The sequence below is a fragment of the Falsirhodobacter xinxiangensis genome (genome assembly GCF_004959935.1).
In the GTDB taxonomy this organism is placed as follows: domain Bacteria; phylum Pseudomonadota; class Alphaproteobacteria; order Rhodobacterales; family Rhodobacteraceae; genus Falsirhodobacter; species Falsirhodobacter xinxiangensis.
In genome coordinates this window covers 33,906-47,897 of the sequence record NZ_SMYN01000015.1, presented here as the reverse complement: position 1 = coordinate 47,897, position 13,992 = coordinate 33,906, and the positions used below count along the sequence as shown (strand labels likewise).

Genomic DNA, 13,992 nt, shown 5'->3' with positions numbered 1-13,992 from the left:
CCAAATCGTTTTGCATCCGTTACGGCAAACACGGGCCAAGTTCCAGTAGAGCCGGGCGCCGCAATACCCATGATCCCGGTCTTGGAGCCTGTTCGGGGGCGCATGGGAAAAAAGATGCGCCCGTTCTTTCGAACGAGCGCATCGACCCTATGAAATGCAAAACGCGCAAGAACTCGCAAGAATGACTTTTTGAAAGCCGGGATCAGGGTGCGGGCATCACGGCGATATCGATCAGATCGCCGTCCACACCCTCGATCGTGCCGGATTCCGTCGCGGTGCCGGTTTCCAGATCGACGGTATAGAGCTTGCCCAACGCCACCAGCCAGGCCGTGTTCGTGCCATCGGCGGTGGTCTGGATGTCGAAGGCGGGGGTGGTGTCGTTCAGATCGATACCCAGCTTGCCAACGGCCGCCAGCGTGCCGTCATTGGGCTTCGTCTGCCGGATCAGCGCGCCGATGGTGGTGTCGATATCATACATCGCCGTCGCCTCGGGCTTGCCATAGGCGTTGGTGTAGGCCGCAGCCGCGATCATCGGCGTCTCGCCCGCATGCATGTCGGCCGCCTCGAAGGCCAGCGAGCCATCGACCGTCACCCCGCCGGTGTCCACGTCCACCCGGTGATTGGTCGTGCCGGTCATCAGGCGCAGGCGATCGGCCATCGGGTTGAAGTCCACGATGACCGGCCCGTCGCCCATCGGCAGCGGCGTGTTCATCGTGGAAAGCGGTGTCGCGGCGCCCGTGGCGGGATCGATGGTCACGATCTCGTTCGTGCGCGTCACGCCGACCAGAGTATTGTTCGACGGGCGCAGATCGATGCCGACCAGCGGCCCCGCGCCCGAAACCGCCATCATCGTCACTTCGGACGGGGTGTCGGTATCGAACGAAACCAAGGTGCCGTCACCGACCAGACCGATCACCGGTGCAGCATGGGCTGCCGGGGCGGCAAGCGCCAGCAGCGCGGCGGTCCGATAAAAAGCTTTCATCCAAATTCCTCCGGTTCAAGGGACGTGCTTTCGCAGTCCTCGCCCCAAGGACACGCGAGAGGCGAGCAACGGATGCAGACCAGGCAAATTTTTTTCACCGATGCATCCCGCGGGCCGTGCCATGTGTCCTTGGGGCGACTGAACCCGTGCGTGGACTTTGCAATGCGCTTCGTGCGACGTTCGGAATATCGGCCGGACCGCACGGGGAACGCATGACGACAAACCAGACCGAGGCTTGCGAGATGACGAGCGCCATTGCCGCTTGTGCCAGAGGCGAACAGACAGGCCTGCACCGCGTGATCGAACTGGAGGGCGGGCGCCTGATGGGCATCGCAAAGCGGATGCTGCAAAGGCGCGATCTGGCCGAGGAAGCCGTGCAGGACGCTCTGGTGCAGATATGGCGCAAGGCCTCCCAGTTCCGTGCGGGCGAGGGATCGGCGCGCGGATGGGTCTTTGCGATCCTTCGCAACCGTTGTCTGAACATCCTGCGCGATGGCGGTCGTCTTTCGACGTTGGACGATGCGGCATTGCTGGCGATCCAGGACGGGCGGCAGGCCGCGGCGCTGGAAAGCTTCGACGCGCTGGATGAAATGGCGCTGAAGGACTGCCTCGCGGAACTGGAGCCTGCGCCGCGCCGCGCCATCCTTCTCGCCTATGTCGGCGGCTACAGCCATGGAGAGATCGCGGCCCTGCAGTCCATACCTCTGGGAACCTGCAAATCCTGGATCAAACGCGGCCTCGATGCCCTGCGCCGGTGCCTTTCATGAGCCGTGAACAAGAAGCCGAAGCCTTCGTCCTTGGACTGATGGACGATACCGAAGCCAGCCGGGCGGAAGCGGCGCTCGCGACCGACCCCGAATGGGCGCGGGCCGTCGGTCAGGCGCGGGATCGTTTCCTGCCGCTGGACATGACCGCCGTACCCGCACCCGTGCCTGCCGATCTGTGGGAAAGGATCGCCCCCGAGCTGCAGATGGCGAAACCGAAGGCCGCGAACCTGCCATCGGCGCCGCGTTTGCGCCGTCTGTTGCCCGCCAGCATCGCCGCCGCCATCGCGCTGGCCGTCGGCATCGGAATCGGCAGCCAGACGCTGCGCCCGGAGCCGGTGGTCATCGCCGTGCTGATGGACGATAGCGGCGCCGCCCGTGCCGTGGTCGAGGATTACGGCTCCGAATCCGCGCGCGTGCGGTTCGTCAGCGATGTCGCGGTGCCGGACGGGCAGCAGATGCAGGTCTGGACGCTGCCGTCGCCCGAACGGGGCCCCGTCTCGCTCGGGCTGCTGAAGGAGGATCGCGCCGAGCATCTGTCGCCGCCCGAACTGCCGACGCCCGCCGACGGTCAGCTTTACGAGATCACGCTGGAGCCTCTAGGCGGCTCTCCGACCGGGCGGCCGACCGGGCCGATCCTCGCCAAAGGCTTTGCGGCACGGCAGAACGACATCTGAACAGGTCGCCCGACATCCCGCCGGGCGCTCACTTCGGCTTCCTTGCCCGCCGTGCCGCATCCGCCAACTTGCGTTTGCGCGATTTTATCATGTTGATCTGCCGGTATTTTTCGACACCCGTGACTTCCTTGCCGACCCAGTCCGGCAGCACGAAACTCGCGCTCTCATCCGGCAGTTCCACCTCGGCCAGCAGCACACCTGACAAGAGCCCGTGAAATTCGTCCACGACCCATTCGTGATCGCCCATGGCGATATGATGGCGCGTCTTTTCGATGACCTCTCCCTTGCAATGCTGTTCCAAAAGGATCAGCCCATCGGAGGTCGGGATCGCATATTCGAACTCGTCCCGCGCCAGTCCCTTGCGCGGACCCTTCACCGTCAGCGTCGCCACGTCGTCATAGAACCGGATGCGGATCTTCCGCCCGTCATAGAAGGCGAGAATGCCATCCCGAAGCCGCACCGATCTGACGACCACCGCCCGCCACGAGGCATCTGCGAGCAAGAACTTGCGCTCGATTTCAATCGGCATCTGGCACCTGCGCACTGCGCATCTTTTCACACACTGCCTTCTGCCCCGCTTTTGCAAGAAGGGCAACGGCTCTCCCCGCCGCGAACCGCTGCGGCGGGGAGGCGCTTCGGATCAGCCCTTGCGGCGCAGCTTCAGCCCGCCCAGCAGGGCAAGTCCACCGCCCAGCAGCGCGATCGGCAGCGGAACCGGAACCGGCGCGGGGGCTTCGACCCCATTCGCCGCCGCGATCACATCATGGACCGAGGTGTTGGCGATGTAGTCCCCGGTCGGGGTGTGGCCGATCAGGCGCGCGAAATCCGGGTCCGAACCGAGGATCGCATCGGAAAACAGGTCCGACCCTGCGCCATGCGCCCAAAGCAGCGTATTCTCGCGCGTGTGGGTGCCGTGATGCCATTGAACGCCCGGCAGGTTGCCCGCGCCGTTGTTCTGGATGCCCTCGAACGCGATGGTGTCAGAGTTCGGGCCCATCGGCATCCCGTTGCCATGGTCGGTCAGGACGATCAGCAGCGTCTCGTCCCAGTTCGAATTGGCATTGACCCAGTCATAGGCGGCGGTGACGGATTTGTTGAAATCCACCTGTTCTTCGATGATGCGGTCGGTCTGGTTGGCATGGGCCGCCCAGTCCACGGCACCGCCTTCGATCATGACGAAGAAACCGTCCTCGTCACGGCCAAGATGGTTCAGCGCGCCCTTGGTCATCGTCTCCAGCGTGGGGACGTCCTGATTGTACGCGATGCCCGAGGCATTCGCGGCATCCGCGGCATCCGCGCCGAAGACGTCTTCGCTGCGGGCCTGTTGCAGCGTGTCGCCCGATTTGAACACACCCAGCAGCGGGCCGTCCACGGTCTTGCTGCCATCCGCCAGCGCCTCGAAATCGGCGCGCTCTTGGATCAGCTGCATCGAGGCGGCATCGCCCGTCACGTCGTCCCACACGCTTTTCGCGATGTAGCCACCGCCGGTGCCGGTCTCGTTCGCGAAGGCGCCTTCGGTCTTCAACTGGCCGTTGCTGTCATAGAACGGATGGCCGCCGCCCATGACCAGATTCATGTTGCCGGACTGGATCATCTCGCGGCTGATCTCGCCATAGTTGTTGCGCGAGATGTTTTCGGCGGCGAACCCGGCGGGGGTCGCATGGCTCAGCGGAACGGAGGACACGACGCCAACGGCCTTGCCCTGATCCTTCAGCTTGTCGGTGATCGACGGCAGCGGGCGGCCGAAGTTGTCATAGGCGATGGCGTTGTTATAGGTCGCCTTGCCGGTCGAAAGGGCGGTCGCGGCGGCGGCGCTGTCGGTCGCGCCCTGCTTGATGTAGTCGTATCCGGCGAATTTCTCGCCATTGTCCACCGGGGTCGCGTCCCAGGCCTTGCCGGGCTCGTAGCTGACTTCGGGCGTGTTCGAGTTGGTCGGCGTGTTGGACGTGTTCAGCGGCAGCGTGGTCATGCCCAGCTTGACGTCGAAGCCGTCATAGGTCTGGCGGCCCTTCTCGCCGTGCTGCCAATAGCTGGCCATGTCCCAGGTGCCCCACGAGGCGCCGTCCGAGACCAGCAGGATGGTGTTCTTCACGCTCGCAGCCTCGGCGGCAAGCGGGGCGGTCAGGGCGATGGCCGAAGCCGCCGCCAGCAAAGACTGTTGAAGTTTCATGGAAATCCTCTCGATCGCGAAACCGTGAGGCGATTGCTAGGCCGGATTTATGACGTAAAGTTGCCGCAATCGTTAACATTCCGTGAACTCTCGATCGCGGTCGTTCAGCCGGGGGGCATCACGCGGGGATTGCACCGGCTGCCCGCATCATGCAATCACGGCATGTCATGATGCACCTCGCGCGCCTTCTTCTGATCGTCTCGCTTTGCTTCGCGCTTGCGCCGATGCGCGGCGGGGGCATGGCATATGCGCAAGGCGGTTGTGCCAGCCAAGCCACCAGGATCGACATCTGCACAGCGCCCGGCACACCCGCCGCACCTGCACAGCCGCACAGCAAATCCTGCATCAGCTGCGCGTTGAACCCCGTGGCATCACTCCTGCCGCCGCAGCCGCGCGAGATGTCCGCGCTGCCGCCCCTCTCTCCGGTCGTTCCGAAGGCGCAGACCGCCGCCACGGACCGATGGCGTCCCCCACGCGCCTGAGCGTGACGAGCATACCATCGAAGACGATTTGCAGCACGATCCCGCGTGATTGTGCGAACGGAGATATGACATGACCCAACAGAACAGACTTCTCATCCCCGCCCTGCGGCCCCTTTACTCCAGCGCCGCGCCGCTGGCGGAAACCTGGCTGCGCGTGATCGCCGGCTTTGCGCTGGCCATGCATGGATGGCCCAAGATTCAGGACCCGATGCGCGCCGTCGGCATGGTCGAAAGCATCGGCTTCCATCCGGGCTGGCTCTGGTCACCTGCGCTGGCGGCGGGCGAATTCTTCGGCGGCCTCTTGCTGATGTTCGGCCTGCTGACCCGTTTTGCGGCAGGGGCGACGACGGTGATCCTGCTGGTGACGGTGTATTTCCATTGGGTCCTGAAGGCCGAAGGATATTCGGGTGCCGAACTTTCGCTGATCTGGTCGGGGGTGACGCTGTTCTTCGTCGCCCGCGGCGGCGGCAGGTTCTCGGTCGATCGGCTGATCGGACGCGAGATCTGACGACACGAAGGGGAGGCGAACGCCTCCCCTGACATATGTCTGTCGCAGCCATGGGCGAGGATGCACCTGTATGTAGAGTGACGAGGACATCCGATGCGCAGAACGCTCATCCTGACCATCCCGGTTGCGGCCCTTGCCGGAACCGTGCAAGCCGAGACGATCCGTTTCGCCACCTTCAACGCCTCGCTGAACCGCGGGACCGAGGGGAAGCTTGCGGCGGATCTTGCCACCGGCGCCGACCGTCAGGCGCAGGCCGTGGCCGAAATCATCCAGCGCGTGAACCCCGACGTGCTGCTGATCAACGAATTCGACTATGCCCCCGGCAACGACCGGCTGTTCGCCGACAACTACCTTGCCAAGGCGCAAAACGTGTCCGGTCAGGGCGGCACCGCCGGGCTCGACTATCGCTACAGCTTCATCGCACCGTCCAACACCGGCATTCCCAGCGGGTTCGACCTGAACAACGACGGAACGGTCGGCGGCGGCGACGACGCGCTCGGCTTCGGGCAGTTTGCTGGGCAATACGGTATGGCCGTCTTTTCGAAACACGAGCTGGACGTCGATGCGATCCGCAGCTTCCAGAATTTCCTGTGGAAGGACATGCCCGGCAATGCGATGCCGGAAGGCTTCTATGATGCCGAGGAGCAGGCGATCCTGCGCCTGTCGTCGAAAAGCCATTGGGACGTGCCGGTCAAGATCGACGGTCAGACCGTTCACCTCATCGCCAGTCACCCGACCCCACCGACCTTCGACGGACCCGAGGATCGCAACGGTCGCCGCAACCATGACGAGATCCGCCTGATCTCGGATTATGTCGGCGGCGCGGATTACATGACCGACGATCAGGGCCGCACGGGCGGATTGGCCGCAGGCAAGGCATTCGTCATCGCGGGCGATCTGAACGCCGATCCGTTCGACGGCGACAGCTACGACAAGGCCATCCGCCAACTGCTGGAGAACCCGCGCGTGAATGCCGGCGATGTGCCGTCCAGTGCTGGCGGCGCGGCGGCGTCGGACCGTCAGGGCAATGCCAACGCGGGCCATGGCGGCGACCCCGCACAGGACACCGCCGATTTCGCCGATACGGCCCCCGGCAACCTGCGCGCCGACTATGTCCTGCCCTCGGCGGGGCTGAAGATTTCGGACAGCGGCGTGTTCTGGCCCCTGCCGGAAGACCCGCTCTTTTCGCTGGTGGGGGATTACGATCCCTCGCTGCCGGGGGGCTTTCCATCCTCGGATCACCGGCTGGTCTGGACGGATATCGAGGTCGCCCCTGTCCCGCTTCCGGGCGCGGCATGGCTGCTGGGCGCGGGACTCGGGGCGATGGCCCTGCTGCGCCGCCGGAAATAAGAGCAGAACGGCGGAAGCTGCCTGATGACGGCTCTCGCCATTCGGCAAAGTTCGACGAAACCCATTCTCCCCTCGCGCGTTTGCCTTTGAGTTGCAGACGGGGGCCCGGATCATGTCGGAAATCGAACTGAAGCTCGCAATCGCGCCCGGGGCGGGCGACGCGCTCGCGGATTCGGGCATGTTGCCGGGGGCGCCCTTGCGCCGGATGCAGCGCGCCGTCTATTTCGATACGCCTGATCACCTGCTGGCGGCACATGGGGTCTCGCTGCGCATCCGCGAAACCGACGGCAAGCGCATCCAGACCACCAAACACGCGCCCGCCCGCGCGGCAGGGCTGTTCGATCGCGGCGAATGGGAAAAGCTGGTCGAGACGGATCACCCGGTGCTGGACGACGTGACACCCGTTCGTGCGATCCTTGGCGACCGGACCGAGGATTTGATCCGGGTTTTCGATGTGGAGATCGACCGCCGCGTCTGGACGCTGCACCGCGACGGCGCGGAAATCGAAGTTGCGCTCGACGGCGGTGATGTTCGCATCGCGGACAGGCAGACGCCGATCCATGAATGCGAGCTGGAGTTGAAATCCGGCCCCGCCGAGGCGCTTTTCGTGCTGGCAAGGCAAATTGCAGATGTGATCCCGGTCAGGATCGGCGTTCTGTCCAAATCCGCGCGGGGCTACATGCTGCTTGCGCCGATGCCGGACAGCCACAAGGCCGACCCCATCGCGCTGACCGAGGATGCGACAGCCGCCGACGCCTTCCAACAGATCGCGGCATCCTGTCTGCGGCAGTTCCGCCTGAACGAAGACCTGTTGCTGACCACGCGCGGGGCAGAGGCGCTTCATCAGACACGGGTGGCGCTGCGCCGGTTGCGGTCGGCGTTTTCGATCTTTCGCCCGATGCTGGGCGATGAAGGCCGCCCCATCGCCAACGAGCTGCGCTGGCTGGCAGGCGAGCTTGGCCCCGCGCGCGATCTCGACGTGATCCTGCACCGCGCCTCCGGCGGGCCGCTGGAGGATCGCCTGCGGCGCGAACGGGAGGACGCCCATGATCGCGCGGCAAAGGCGCTTGGATCGGACCGGGCGGCGCGGCTGATGATCGACCTGTCGGAATGGCTGGCAGTCGGCCCTTGGCTTCGCGACGAGGCCCGTGCCAAGGATCGCGACGAACCAGCCGAAGATTTCGCGGCAACCGCGCTGGCCCGCTTTCGCCGCAAGGTCCGAAAGGATGGCGCGAATATCACCAAGATCGACGACGAGACCCGACACGAGGTCCGCAAGGACGCCAAGAAGCTGCGCTATGCCGTCGATTTCTTCGCCCCCCTGTTCGCCAAGCGAAAATCGCGCAAGAAATTCGTCGGCGCGTTGAAGGATCTTCAGGAACAGCTGGGCACGCTCAACGACATGGCGACCGCGCCGCAACTGCTGGCGGATCTGGGGATCGCAAGCGATCCGGCGGCGCCGAGCCTGCTGGGACATGCCCGCCGCAAACCCCTGCTGCGCGCGGCGGCGGCGGCCTATGACGATCTGGTGGAGGCCAAGCGCTTCTGGGCGTGAATCGCCCGGCAAGCGGCGCAAGAGCGGGATTCTCCGGAAAACTCGCGCGGGATAAAACTGTTCTCCCCGCCCCGAACATTATAGAAAGACAGGTCGTTCTATTTCGCCGCCAATCTGGCTAGCTTCTGGTCAAATCCTCCAGCGAGAGAGAAACCCAGATGCCGACCGAATTCATCAGCGTGACCTTCCCCAACGCCTCGAACGAGCTTGCCCCCGAAGTCGAGCCGAAGATCGATCCGGCATTCCTGGTGCGCTATGCCCGCGCGCTGGACGATTACGGCTTCAACTATACGCTGATCCCATATCATTCGTCCTCTTTCGATCCGTTCACCATCGGCGCGACGATCCTCGCCAATACCAAGAACATCAGCATCATCGTCGCGCTGCGGCCCAACACGGTCTATCCCACCGTCGCGGCAAAGGCGCTTGCCACGCTGGACCAGTTGAGCGGCGGGCGCGTCGTCGTCCACTTCATCGCGGGCGGCAGCGACGAGGAACAGGCCCGCGAAGGCGATTTTTCGACCAAGGAAGAACGCTATGCCCGGACCGAGGAATATATCCGCATCCTGCGCCGCGCATGGGAATCGTCGGAACCCTTCGATTTCGACGGCGTGCATTACAGCTTCCGCGGCTTTTCCAACAAGGTGCGGCCAACCAAGGGAACGATCCCGATTTCGGTCGGGGGATCGTCGGACGAAGCCTATCGCGTGGGCGGGGCGCTGGCCGACATCTTCGGGCTGTGGGGCGAGCCGCTGAAGGAAACGCGCGAGCAGATCGAACGCATCCATGCCGAAGCCGCCAAGGCAGGCCGCAAGGACCGCCCCCGCATCTGGGTCACCTTCCGCCCGATCGTGGCCGAGACGGACGATCTTGCGTGGAAGAAGGCGCATAACATCCTCGATCTGCTGACGGCGAACCGCGCCAAGGGTCTGGGCCGCTTTGCCCCGGGCGCCGATGCGCCGAAGAACGTCGGCTCGCAGCGCCTGCTGGAGATCGCAAAGCGCGGCGATGTGCAGGATCGCGCGCTGTGGTATCCGACCGTGACGGCGACGAATGCGGGCGGTGCGTCCACGGCGCTGGTCGGATCGCCGGAAACCATCGCGGCCTCGCTTCTGGATTACGTCGATCTTGGCGCGGACCTCATCTCGATCCGGGGTTACGACAACTACAACGACGCCGTGGATTACGGGCGCTATATCCTGCCGCTGGTCCGCAAGGAGCTTGCCGCGCGCGAAGCCGCGAAACAGGCCGTCGCCTGATGATCGCCGACAAGAAGCCCCTCGCCGCCGCCGCCAGCGCCGGTGGGTTGGTCCCCGCCGCCACGCTGGCCCGGATCGCCGCCGCCGCCCCCGAGGCCGACCGGACCGGCAGCTTCCCATGGGAAGGGTTGCGCGCGCTGCACGAGGCGGGCCTGCTGGAAGCCACGGTTTCCACGGAAAACGGGGGGCATGGCGCCGATCTGGCAACCGCCGCCCGGATACTGGCCGAAATCGGCCGGGCCGATCCTTCGGTCGCGCTGATTGCGTCGATGAACCTGTTCAACCACCTGACGCAGGCGCAACGTTCCACCTGGCCCACCGATGTCTATCGTGCCCTGCTGGAACAGGCGCGCCGGCAGCCGGTGCTGATCAACGCCGCGCGCGGCGAGCCCGATCTCGGCTCCCCATCGCGCGGGGGGCTGCCCAGCACCATCGCGCGCCGCATGGCGGATGGCTGGCGCATCAGCGGCCGCAAGCGTTTCGTCACCGGATCGGAGGGGCTGACGCATTTCCTCGTCTGGGCCGCGACGGACGAGCCGGAGCAGCGCGTCGGCACGTTCATCGTCACCACCGACACGCCCGGAATCGAGATCGTCCGCAACTGGGACAGCCTCGGGATGCGGGCAACCTCCTCGCATGACGTGGTGTTCCGCGACGTGGCCGTGGCGGCGGATCATGTCATCAACATCGGCCCCGCCGGGCGGGCGGAACAGGACAACCGCGCCCATGCCGCGATGACGCTGGGCCTGACCGCCATCTATCTTGGCGTGGCCGAGGCGGCGCAGGACGTCTTTGCCGAATTCGCCAGAACCCGCATCCCCGCCAACCTTGGCCGCCCGATCGCGACCACCGACCGCATCATCACGGCGGCGGGCGAGATCGCCCTGCTGACAGGCAGCGCCCGCGACATCATCTTCGACGCGCTGGATCATCATCAGGACAGCCCCGAGACGCTGATGCGCGCCCGCCTGATCGCGGGGCGCAACATCCAGGAGGCGGTGCAGATCGCCGTCCGCACGCTGGGCAACCCGGCCCTGTCGGCGGATCTGGGGCTGGAGCGTCATTTCCGCAACGTGCAGGCCACGCTGGTCCACGCCCCGCAGGAGGACGTCGCGATCTCCATTCTGGGCCGGGCCGCGCTTGCCTGATCGGAACGGTCTGGCGCGGGGTTCAAAAATGCGCGCCAGCCCCCTACACATGAAACACGCGGCAGTCCAAGAGGTCGATACATGCGCTACATCATCATCGGGGCGGGGGCCGTCGGGCTTGCACTGTCGGCAGAGTTCGAACGGGCCGGCATCGACTATCTTTTGATCGGGCGCGGCGCGCAGCTTGAAAAGCTGAAGGCGGACGGCCTGATCTACGAACGCCCCACCGGCACGCAGACCCTGCGGCTGGACCTGTCGGACCGCGCCGATCTGCGCGCAGACGATATCCTGCTGCTGACCGTCAAGACGCAGGATGCCGAGGCCGCCATTTCCTTCTGGGCGGACCAGCCGGTGGAAGGTGGCGAGCGCGGCGCGGATCTGCCGCTGGTGACATTGCAGAACGGGCTGGAAACCGAACGCGCGGCGCTGCGCCGTTTCGCGCGCGTCTATGCTGCCAGCATCCTCGTCCCCGCGGTCTATGTCGAAACCGGCAAGGTCAGTGTGTTTTCAGGACCGCAGCTTGCCTCGGTCGTCGTCGGACGCTTCCCCTCGGGCCGCGATGCGACATCGGCCCGGATCGTCGCCGACCTGACCCGCGCCAATTCGCTGGCCGAGGAACGTAACGACATCCGGCGCTGGAAGGCCGCCAAGCTGCTGCACAACGTCAAGAACGTGCTGGAACTGTTCGCGGGCGATGCGGCGACCGTCGAACTGACCGCCCGCCGCATCGCGGACGAGGCGCGGCAGGTTTTGATCGCCGCAGGCCACGACCCCGCGCGACCGGACGAGCGGCTGGTGGATATCACGGACTGGAAGCTGATGCGCCCGCAGAGCAAGGCGCGCACCGGCCAGTCCACATGGCAAAGCTTCACCCGCGGCGCCCGCAGCGAAGTCGATTACCTGAACGGCGAAGTCGCCCTGCTGGGCGCGCTGCATGGCGTGCCGACCCCGTGGAACCGCGCAGCGCAGCGCCTTGCAGCCGAGCTTGCGGCGGCGGGCGGCGCACCGGGCAGCATCGCCATCGCGCGGCTGATCGAACTCGCCGGGCCGGATGCGGCCCTGCGGGCGGCATCATGAAGGCACCCGTCTCCGACAAGATCCTTGCCGTCGCCAGCGGGCTGTTCTTCCGCGAAGGCATCCGCACCGTCGGCATCGACCGGATCATCCAGGAGGCCGACATCGCCAAGGCGACCTTCTACCGTCACTTCCCATCGAAGGAAGATCTGGTCCTCGCCTATCTGAACGACCGCCATGCCCGCGTGATGGAGGGGCTGGAGGAGGTTCTGGCCGCCTGTCCCGACGCACGGCGCCGGATCGAGGTGATCTTCGCGCGTCTGCACGAAAAGGCCGAGAACCCCGAATTCCGCGGATGCGCCTTCGCGCTGGCGGTGGCGGAACACGGCTCGTCCGATCGCATCGTGGGGCTGGCGCGGATGCACAAACAGGCCGTCGCCGATCTTCTGCGCAGGATCGTCGGCGATCCGGCCATTGGCGGCCATCTTGCGCTGCTTTACGACGGGGCTTTGGCCCGGCGGGCAGTCACCGGCAACGCGCAGCCGATGCTGGACGCCCGGAACTCCGCACTTTTCCTTCTCGACGCAGCGCAGGCTCAGGTGATTTGACATGGCACATATCGACTACTTCTTCGGGATCGGCTCTCCTTGGGCTTACGTGGGACTGGACGCCTTTGCCGCGCTGGCAACCCAGCATGGCGCCAGCGTGGAGCCGCATGTCATCCCGCTGATCGAGGAAAACGGCGGCATCTATTCCCGCAACCGCCCCGCCGCCCGCCGCGACTACTGGACCGAGGATCTGAAACGCTGGGCGCATCTGCGCGGGATCGAGCTGTCCTTCGACCGCGCCGCACTGTCCGATCCGACCCCGGCGGGCCGCCTCATCGTCGCCGCATGGCTGGACGGTCAGGACTGGCTGGGCGTGGCCCGCGCGCTGCACCGCGCCTTCTGGTCCAAGGCACAGGACATCGGCGCGGCGGATGTGCGCATCGCGGTGGTGACAGAGGCCGGGTTCGACGGAGCGGCGCTGGAGTCCCGCGCGGCGCAGGATGACGTGACCGCCCGCCTTGCCCAAAGCCGCGAAACCGCAACGGCTGCCGGCGTGTTCGGCATCCCCACCTATCGCCATAACGGCCAGCTTTTCTGGGGACAGGACAGCCTGCCCTTCCTCGACCGCCATCTGCGCGGCGAAAAGCTGACTGCGTGAAAGGACCGCATATGACGCTCGAACTCCCCGGCCCGCTGGTTTCGACCGAATGGCTTGCCGACCACCTGTCATCGCCGGAACTGGTGCTGCTGGATGCAACCTTCGCCATGCCCGGCGCGACACCCACCGCGCCCGAGATTTTTGCAGCCAGCCACATCCCCGGCGCGCGCTTCTTCGACATCGACCATATCGCCGATCCGAACAGCCCCCTGCCGCACATGCTCCCCTCGCCCGAGGATTTCGCAACCGTGGCGGAAGGGCTGGGCATCCATGACGGCGCGCCGGTCGTGATCTATGACGCCACCGGCCTCATGTCCGCCCCGCGTGCATGGTGGACCCTGCGCGTCTTCGGGCATGAGAACGTCGCGATCCTGAATGGCGGTTTTCGCAAATGGAAGGCCGAAGGCCGGGCCGAGACGACCGAACCCGCGCCACCCAAGAAGGCGACGTTCACCCCGCGCTTCCGCCCTGAACTGGTCCGCAGCCGCGAAGACGTTCTGACGAACCTCGACACTGCCGCCGCGCAGGTGATCGACGCCCGCGCCGCCGACAGGTTCGAGGGGACCGTGCCCGAACCGCGCCCGGGCATCCGGTCGGGCCATATCCCGGGCAGCCTGAACCTGCCCTTCGGCAAGCTGTCGGACCCGGCGACCGGAGAGGTCCTGCCGCCCGAAGCCCTTGCCGAACGCTTCCGCGATGCCGGGCTCGATCCGCACAAGCCGGTCATCACCTCTTGCGGGTCGGGCGTGACGGCGGGCGTGCTCGCCTTCACGCTGTCGCTGCTTGGCCGCGACGATGTGGCGGTCTATGACGGCTCGTGGAGCGAGTGGGGCCGCGAAGGCGACACCCCCGTCGCAACCGGGAAAGCATAAGGTCA

At 65.7% G+C, this 13,992-nt stretch carries 14 protein-coding genes; 11 read left to right on the top strand and 3 right to left on the bottom strand.

Features of this window, described 5'->3' with window-relative positions:
• Positions 1-202 precede the first annotated feature (202 nt).
• Entirely contained in the window at positions 203-982 is a 780-nt protein-coding gene (locus E2K76_RS15485) for a DUF4394 domain-containing protein (RefSeq protein WP_136685335.1), read from the bottom strand.
• Positions 983-1,194: 212 nt separating this feature from the next.
• Here E2K76_RS15485 and E2K76_RS15480 point away from each other — a divergent pair, with 212 nt between their 5' ends.
• Positions 1,195-1,749, top strand: a complete 555-nt coding sequence (locus E2K76_RS15480; RefSeq protein WP_136685334.1) for a sigma-70 family RNA polymerase sigma factor — start codon at positions 1,195-1,197, stop codon at positions 1,747-1,749.
• Entirely contained in the window at positions 1,746-2,423 is a 678-nt protein-coding gene (locus E2K76_RS15475) for an anti-sigma factor (RefSeq protein ID WP_136685333.1), read from the top strand. Before E2K76_RS15480 ends, E2K76_RS15475 begins: the two co-directional genes overlap by 4 nt.
• A 28-nt stretch (positions 2,424-2,451) precedes the next feature.
• Here the strand turns inward: E2K76_RS15475 and E2K76_RS15470 are convergent, their stop codons facing one another.
• Positions 2,452-2,952: a CYTH domain-containing protein gene (locus E2K76_RS15470; RefSeq protein WP_136685331.1), complete on the bottom strand. Its 501-nt coding sequence runs from the start codon at positions 2,950-2,952 to the stop codon at positions 2,452-2,454.
• Positions 2,953-3,063: 111 nt separating this feature from the next.
• On the bottom strand, positions 3,064-4,593 hold the full coding sequence (locus E2K76_RS15465) for an alkaline phosphatase (RefSeq protein ID WP_136685329.1): 1,530 nt from the start codon (positions 4,591-4,593) through the stop codon (positions 3,064-3,066).
• A gap of 552 nt (positions 4,594-5,145) precedes the next feature.
• On the opposite strand from E2K76_RS15465, the gene E2K76_RS15460 reads away from it, so the two are divergent.
• The 9 genes from E2K76_RS15460 (at position 5,146) to sseA (ending at position 13,987) form a co-directional block, all read left to right on the top strand.
• Positions 5,146-5,583, top strand: coding sequence for a DoxX family protein (locus E2K76_RS15460; protein WP_136685327.1), 438 nt, complete (start codon positions 5,146-5,148; stop codon positions 5,581-5,583).
• A gap of 93 nt (positions 5,584-5,676) precedes the next feature.
• The gene (locus tag E2K76_RS15455; RefSeq protein ID WP_136685326.1) at positions 5,677-6,933 is read left to right on the top strand and encodes an endonuclease/exonuclease/phosphatase family protein; all 1,257 of its coding nucleotides are present in this window, start codon (positions 5,677-5,679) and stop codon (positions 6,931-6,933) included.
• A gap of 112 nt (positions 6,934-7,045) precedes the next feature.
• The gene (locus E2K76_RS15450; protein ID WP_220432263.1) at positions 7,046-8,488 is read left to right on the top strand and encodes a CYTH and CHAD domain-containing protein; all 1,443 of its coding nucleotides are present in this window, start codon (positions 7,046-7,048) and stop codon (positions 8,486-8,488) included.
• 158 nt (positions 8,489-8,646) lie between these two features.
• Positions 8,647-9,747 (top strand): LLM class flavin-dependent oxidoreductase, encoded by a 1,101-nt coding sequence (locus tag E2K76_RS15445; RefSeq protein WP_136685325.1) that lies wholly within the window; start codon positions 8,647-8,649, stop codon positions 9,745-9,747.
• The gene (locus tag E2K76_RS15440; protein ID WP_136685324.1) at positions 9,747-10,895 is read left to right on the top strand and encodes an acyl-CoA dehydrogenase family protein; all 1,149 of its coding nucleotides are present in this window, start codon (positions 9,747-9,749) and stop codon (positions 10,893-10,895) included. Before E2K76_RS15445 ends, E2K76_RS15440 begins: the two co-directional genes overlap by 1 nt.
• A gap of 81 nt (positions 10,896-10,976) precedes the next feature.
• The gene (locus E2K76_RS15435; protein ID WP_136685323.1) at positions 10,977-11,972 is read left to right on the top strand and encodes a ketopantoate reductase family protein; all 996 of its coding nucleotides are present in this window, start codon (positions 10,977-10,979) and stop codon (positions 11,970-11,972) included.
• Positions 11,969-12,517, top strand: coding sequence for a TetR/AcrR family transcriptional regulator (locus E2K76_RS15430; protein WP_136685322.1), 549 nt, complete (start codon positions 11,969-11,971; stop codon positions 12,515-12,517). Before E2K76_RS15435 ends, E2K76_RS15430 begins: the two co-directional genes overlap by 4 nt.
• A gap of 1 nt (position 12,518) precedes the next feature.
• The gene (locus E2K76_RS15425; protein ID WP_136685320.1) at positions 12,519-13,115 is read left to right on the top strand and encodes a 2-hydroxychromene-2-carboxylate isomerase; all 597 of its coding nucleotides are present in this window, start codon (positions 12,519-12,521) and stop codon (positions 13,113-13,115) included.
• Positions 13,116-13,126: 11 nt separating this feature from the next.
• A complete protein-coding gene (gene sseA / locus E2K76_RS15420) occupies positions 13,127-13,987 on the top strand; it encodes a 3-mercaptopyruvate sulfurtransferase (protein ID WP_136685318.1) in 861 nt (286 codons plus the stop codon).
• Positions 13,988-13,992 lie beyond the last annotated feature (5 nt).

Coding starts and splice junctions, on each gene's coding strand:
- E2K76_RS15485 (WP_136685335.1), bottom strand. CDS start 982: ATGAAAGCTTTTTATCGGACCGCCGCGCTGCTGGCGCTTGCCGCCCCG.
- E2K76_RS15480 (WP_136685334.1), top strand. CDS start 1,195: ATGACGACAAACCAGACCGAGGCTTGCGAGATGACGAGCGCCATTGCC.
- E2K76_RS15475 (WP_136685333.1), top strand. CDS start 1,746: ATGAGCCGTGAACAAGAAGCCGAAGCCTTCGTCCTTGGACTGATGGAC.
- E2K76_RS15470 (WP_136685331.1), bottom strand. CDS start 2,952: ATGCCGATTGAAATCGAGCGCAAGTTCTTGCTCGCAGATGCCTCGTGG.
- E2K76_RS15465 (WP_136685329.1), bottom strand. CDS start 4,593: ATGAAACTTCAACAGTCTTTGCTGGCGGCGGCTTCGGCCATCGCCCTG.
- E2K76_RS15460 (WP_136685327.1), top strand. CDS start 5,146: ATGACCCAACAGAACAGACTTCTCATCCCCGCCCTGCGGCCCCTTTAC.
- E2K76_RS15455 (WP_136685326.1), top strand. CDS start 5,677: ATGCGCAGAACGCTCATCCTGACCATCCCGGTTGCGGCCCTTGCCGGA.
- E2K76_RS15450 (WP_220432263.1), top strand. CDS start 7,046: ATGTCGGAAATCGAACTGAAGCTCGCAATCGCGCCCGGGGCGGGCGAC.
- E2K76_RS15445 (WP_136685325.1), top strand. CDS start 8,647: ATGCCGACCGAATTCATCAGCGTGACCTTCCCCAACGCCTCGAACGAG.
- E2K76_RS15440 (WP_136685324.1), top strand. CDS start 9,747: ATGATCGCCGACAAGAAGCCCCTCGCCGCCGCCGCCAGCGCCGGTGGG.
- E2K76_RS15435 (WP_136685323.1), top strand. CDS start 10,977: ATGCGCTACATCATCATCGGGGCGGGGGCCGTCGGGCTTGCACTGTCG.
- E2K76_RS15430 (WP_136685322.1), top strand. CDS start 11,969: ATGAAGGCACCCGTCTCCGACAAGATCCTTGCCGTCGCCAGCGGGCTG.
- E2K76_RS15425 (WP_136685320.1), top strand. CDS start 12,519: ATGGCACATATCGACTACTTCTTCGGGATCGGCTCTCCTTGGGCTTAC.
- sseA (WP_136685318.1), top strand. CDS start 13,127: ATGACGCTCGAACTCCCCGGCCCGCTGGTTTCGACCGAATGGCTTGCC.